Source organism: bacterium (assembly GCA_026708015.1).
Classification (GTDB): domain Bacteria; phylum Actinomycetota; class Acidimicrobiia; order Acidimicrobiales; family Bin134; genus Poriferisocius.
Genome location: JAPOVT010000041.1, coordinates 104,205 through 109,197, shown reverse-complemented (window position 1 = coordinate 109,197; position 4,993 = coordinate 104,205). Strand labels below are relative to the sequence as shown.

Here is a 4,993-nt window from a genome sequence, read left to right as displayed (position 1 = left end):
TGAGGGACATCAGCGCGATCCCAGCGACCAAGACGATGGCGGTGGGCCCGGTCATCGGAGATTGATTCCCGCGGATTGGTACAGCCGCTCTATCTGTCCGTGGGGCAAACCCGCGGGGGCAGCCCACCGCTGGCCAGGGCTGAGGGACCACAAGCACCGGGTTTCGATAGTGTCATGGCGCTCGTCGTAGTTGACGATCTGGGATACGTCGGAGATCACCCTCTCGCCGAGCTCGTTGCGGCCCATCCACACGAGGAGTTGAACGGCAATGGCAATCTGCTGGCGGGCGAATCGAGGGTCTGCGCCTTCGCTGCACGCATAGGACAGCAGCTTGGCCAGCACTCCTGCGCCGGGCTGGCTGTGGAGGGTGACCAGACAGCCGCTTAGCCCGCTGCTCATGGCGTCCAGCAACGCCAGTGTTCCCTCGCCTCTGGTCTCGCCGATCACCAGTTTGGACGAGTTGGCCCGCTTGGCGTCGCGTATGTGATCGCTCATGGCCAGCTTTCCCACACCGTCGTTATTGGCATCACGGGTGAGGCGCTCGTAGCTGTTCGAATGAATGCCGTACTGGGCCAATCGGAGCTCGGGAGTGTCCTCGATAGTGTCGATCCTCTCGGACCCGTCGACGGTGGCCAGAAGAGCCTGGCAAAGGGTGGTCTTGCCCCCGCCCATGGCGGCTGCGATCACGATGTTGGCCCTGACCGGACCCGAGACTGCCCCTATCAGGATCTTCTGAAGCGGCGCGGCAGCAACACTGAGATCGTCGAGCGTGGCCTTGCCGGCCATGTTCGATCTCAGGACCATCGTGGGGGGATGGCACATGAACGCCTCGGCGTGGAGCCTCCACCGGTCGCCCAGGCGTATGTCCAAGCGGCTGTCGAGCACGTCGAAGCGCTGTGGCTGGCCGCCGGAGAAGCTGGCCAGGTGGCGGGCTGTTTCGATCAACTCTTCGTTGGACGCAAAGGGCGAGTTCCGGCGCTCCCGCTGACCCTCGGCCCGATGAACGATCATGCACTCACCGCCCCTGATCTGAAACTCCTCAACCCCGGTTTCCTCGAGCAAGTCGGCCAGACGGGTTTGGGCGGCTTGAGAAGCAGCCCACAGATGGGTCTCGCGGTCGAGTGGATCGAGCCGGCGAGGCGCGACCGCCGTCCACGCCAGGCGGCGCCCGAGTCGATGCAATCGGCGCAGGTCGCGCCGGGTGGGTTCGGGGGGAATCCAGAGGCTGATGACTCGTTGGCGGCGAAGTCGTTCCCGGTCGGGCAGGTCGTCGGCCACCACGACCGAGACGATTGGGGTGGCACGGCGCGATCCTGTGTCCAACCGGAGGAGGGAGCGCACGTCGGAGCTGTCAGCGGTGGTGATCCACAGCACTGCGGCAGCCGATGCCACGGCTGATTCGAGGCGTATTTCGAGTTCGTCGTCCCGCATCAGCAGAACGGTGGGGCGGCCGGCGGCCGACGCCTGGTCGACTTCAGCCGGAGAGGTGGCCAAGGCCGCCCCAGGGGCAGTGCCGGCCATGCCCTCTAGCACCCCGTCCATGACCCGCTCCACTGCCTCGGGGTCGAGCCATCGGTCGCCTACGGCCAAGAGCATCAGCGGACCGCCCTGTTCTCTGTATCGAGGGTAGGGGAGACGTCCGTTCCCGACGGCTCACACAGTGGCCAGCGGCCGGGAGGGGATTCCCATATCCACCACTGGCCATCAGAGAGCACCGCGGCTAGTTCAGGATCCGCCTCCACGGTTACACCGGATGCGACAGCACCGTCGTCGGCAACCGCCACCAAGGTCACCAAGGCTGCGGCACACCCCCCGGGTGACGAAGAGAACACTGCCCGGTTACCGGGTGCTGGACCGGGATCGGACCACATCTCGTCATTCACACTGAACCGCATCAGGGTGGTTCTCCTGGTGTCATCACCGCTTTGGCGGGAGCGCAGCATTTGGGGCGATACCAGCGTTCCCTCAGGCACATCCACAGCGGCAATGGCCCCATCCAACTCCGATGGATGAACGAAAAACCCTGCTCGGTCGGCGGGCATTTCGATGATGACGTGTTCTCCGGGTGGATGCCCGGCAGTCCATCGCTGGGCAGCAGCCACCACCGGGACCTCCGAGATGGCGTCACCATCGCGGGACAAGGCCGCAATTGCCGCCATGGTGGCGGCAAGCACAATCGCTGCCGCCAGCAGACGCCACCTGAGGCTCACCGGCCAGGATGCGGGCGACCACTGGTCGCGGCTCGGTCCGCTCACCACAGGGTCACCTGCTGATCGACATATCCGGTGGGCTCGCGGAACCAGGACAGGTCGGAATCCACCACTTCGGTGTGGGGGTCGCCTTGTTCCGAGCTGTACTGGACCTGGAGCTTCCACTCCCAAAAGCCGCGGCGGGGGATTGTCCATCGGCACTTCCCGAATCGGTCTTCCCAGTCGGAAGGGAGGGAAAGCACGCCGCTGGCCGGTGCCGTCCATGGGGGCAACTCAGCAGGCGAGCACCAAACGATTGAGGGATCGTTTCGGGGAAAGGCCGCCTGAAACCATTGGCGGCGCTCCGTGCTCAGCCGGTCCCACAAGGACGCGGCTTGACGGGCTTCTGTTGCGGCGGCCACTGCGCCTGGAGATCGAAGCCTGGTCAGATCAGCGGCCTCGTGGGGGAGCAGCTCCCGAAGAGACACGCCGACGGCATTGGCCGTCCACAAACAGCCGTCAACCGGGGCATCCCGCACATCGAGCGTGGTGCCCGGTTGAATTGCCGTCCAGTGACGAGCTGGGCTGTTGGGACTCGAAGCTGCCGTCAAGAACAGGTGACCGCCGGGAACCTCGGGGTGGTGCCCGGTGAACCCGGGGGTGTACGGAACGATTGACTCCCACCGCAGCCTGTTGAGCAGCATGTCTCGCTGAACCTTGCTCCATGCCGTCGTGCAGACCTTGGGCGGGGGAGTCTCCCACGGGCAGCTGTTTGCGATTCCATCGGTCAAGCAGGGGGGTACACAGCCCCCGTTGGCACACGGATTGAAACTGCTCCAATCGATGTCAGCAGGGTTGAAGAATGGGGGACCCGGGCGCGGGTCGGAAGGTGACGGAGTGGGGGTCGAGTCTGAGCTCGGGTCGGAAGGTGACGGGGTAGGGGTCGAGTCTGAGCTCGGCGTGCTGTGGTCGTGGTCGACAGACACCCGCCTTTGCCCCGACCATCGGTAGTTGGTGTTGCGGTGCCCGTTCCATGTGGTCCACGAGCCGGGGCCAGCGGGCTGGGGAGTGCTGCTGTGCGGACCATGCCCGCAATTGGTCGAGTTTCGACACGAGCTGGACGCAGATCGGGAAGTCACTCGGACACCGCACTGGTCGATGATGCCTATTTCGCAATTTGAGGGCACACGGGCGGTGTAGTGGGTCCAAGAGTTGACATGCGTCCAGGTCTGCGAGCAGCTCTGGATGCCGGAAGGGCACCGTCCGGTCCCGCTCGCCGCAGTAAGCGCGGTCTGCTCATGAGCGCGCGCGGGCGGGGCGGCGGAAGCCGCCAGTGCCAGGCCAGCAGTAAGTACAGCCACCGGCAACAGTGCTCGCAGCATCGCTGTGTTTGGCGCCGTTGTCATGGGATGGCCTCGAAGGCCCGGTAGTGGCAGCCGATGGCCAGATCGTTGGGAGGGCGGCTCTCCCGATCGGTCTGTCGGGCCCACACATAGCCCAAGAACGCGTGGTAGCAGTTGTGGGGGCTGTCGGGAAGACCTATCTCGGCGTTCTCAGCCGCGTGGGATTCAATGATCGCTAACAGCGGCGTCCAACAGGAGGAAAGGGGTTCGCCGGGCTGGGCGGGATCGGTCGGATATCTCGGGTGGGGATTGGCGTTGGCAATTTCGTGGCAACGCTCGGCCAGCCAACCCGGCATTCGAGGTGCGGCCGGGTCGTAGCCAATGGACGGGCACACCGTCAAAGGTCTGGGCCGGTTATCACCGTGGAGGGAATGAGCCGTGACCGCGTCGGACAGGCAACCGACGCCCGCCTCAGTCCACCAATAGCTGGCAAACAACTCAGCCAGGTGCGTCAGCCCTCCCAAGCAGGCGTGGACGGCCTGGGCGGATACCGCTCCATACACTGTGTCAGGAGCGCTCAGGGCATCATCGGCGTAGCGGCGGGCACATTGCTGAACCCAGGCCCGTGTTCCGACAGTGTCTTCGATCGTCCCGTTCCAGTGGCCACCGATCTCCCTGATCTCCTCCAAAGTTGGGTGGTTGACGGGAACCGCCAGCACGACGATGCGTCGGTTGTCGTCCCAGGTGTACACACCATCGCCGAATTGGTAGAACGGACTGTTTTGTGCCGCCTGGAGCAGCTTCGAGTACCCCTGGGGCGAGGAGGGGGCCTTTGAGTCCGAGGGGGATAAAGAGATGGAAAACGCCCTGGGAGTCGGATCTGGTGGAAAGTTGCTGCTCCCAGCAGTCGGACTCGGAGTAGCACTCGCATCGGCAGGGGGATCGTGAGGTGGAACTACACCAACGGGCCGATCACGGGTTTCAGTCGCCTTAGGGGCAGCTACCGCACCGGGTGGCGAACTGGCGATTTCTGAATGGGCTCCGAGAAACTCAGCGGTTGAACCGCTGGCGGCCTGCTCCCAGGGGGCATGGGGAGGCCCGGGTGCATCGGCATCGCTCGACCCACAGCCCGCCGCCACCAGTGGAAGAAGAAGAAACAGGCCCTTGACTGGCCAGACCGTACCCACTCGGCCCTCCGTTCGACGTTTCTCGATGGGGGCCTGTGAGGCCGATATCACTGGTCCGAGCCAGCAGGGGATACCCTAACTTGCGGAGTCTCAGATGTCTATAGGCAATTTCATTATTTTCCACCCACAATTCGACTCGACGCTAAACGTTGAGAATATATGTTATGTAAAGTTATTATGTAAAGTTATGTGGTTCCCCGGCTCCCCCCCCCCCCCCCCCCCCCCAAAAAGGGGGAACAGATACCCCGCTCCCCCACCCCCCCCCCCCGCCCCC

The 4,993-nt window shown here is 64.2% G+C and carries 4 protein-coding genes; all 4 read right to left on the bottom strand.

Annotated elements, in window-relative coordinates; all coding sequences use genetic code 11:
* Positions 1 to 51: 51 nt before the first annotated feature.
* Positions 52 to 1,596, bottom strand: coding sequence for an ATPase, T2SS/T4P/T4SS family (locus OXG30_09100; GenBank protein MCY4135055.1), 1,545 nt, complete (start codon positions 1,594 to 1,596; stop codon positions 52 to 54).
* Positions 1,596 to 2,255, bottom strand: a complete 660-nt coding sequence (locus tag OXG30_09095) for a hypothetical protein (protein ID MCY4135054.1) — start codon at positions 2,253 to 2,255, stop codon at positions 1,596 to 1,598. The genes OXG30_09100 and OXG30_09095 overlap by 1 nt, the downstream gene beginning before the upstream one ends.
* Complete coding sequence (locus OXG30_09090; protein MCY4135053.1) at positions 2,252 to 2,893, bottom strand: hypothetical protein; 642 nt, start codon at positions 2,891 to 2,893, stop codon at positions 2,252 to 2,254. Before OXG30_09090 ends, OXG30_09095 begins: the two co-directional genes overlap by 4 nt.
* Before the next feature lie 698 nt (positions 2,894 to 3,591).
* The gene (locus OXG30_09085; protein ID MCY4135052.1) at positions 3,592 to 4,284 is read right to left on the bottom strand and encodes a hypothetical protein; all 693 of its coding nucleotides are present in this window, start codon (positions 4,282 to 4,284) and stop codon (positions 3,592 to 3,594) included.
* Positions 4,285 to 4,993: the final 709 nt, after the last annotated feature.

Coding starts and splice junctions, on each gene's coding strand:
- OXG30_09100 (MCY4135055.1), bottom strand. CDS start 1,596: ATGCTCTTGGCCGTAGGCGACCGATGGCTCGACCCCGAGGCAGTGGAG.
- OXG30_09090 (MCY4135053.1), bottom strand. CDS start 2,893: ATGCTGCTCAACAGGCTGCGGTGGGAGTCAATCGTTCCGTACACCCCC.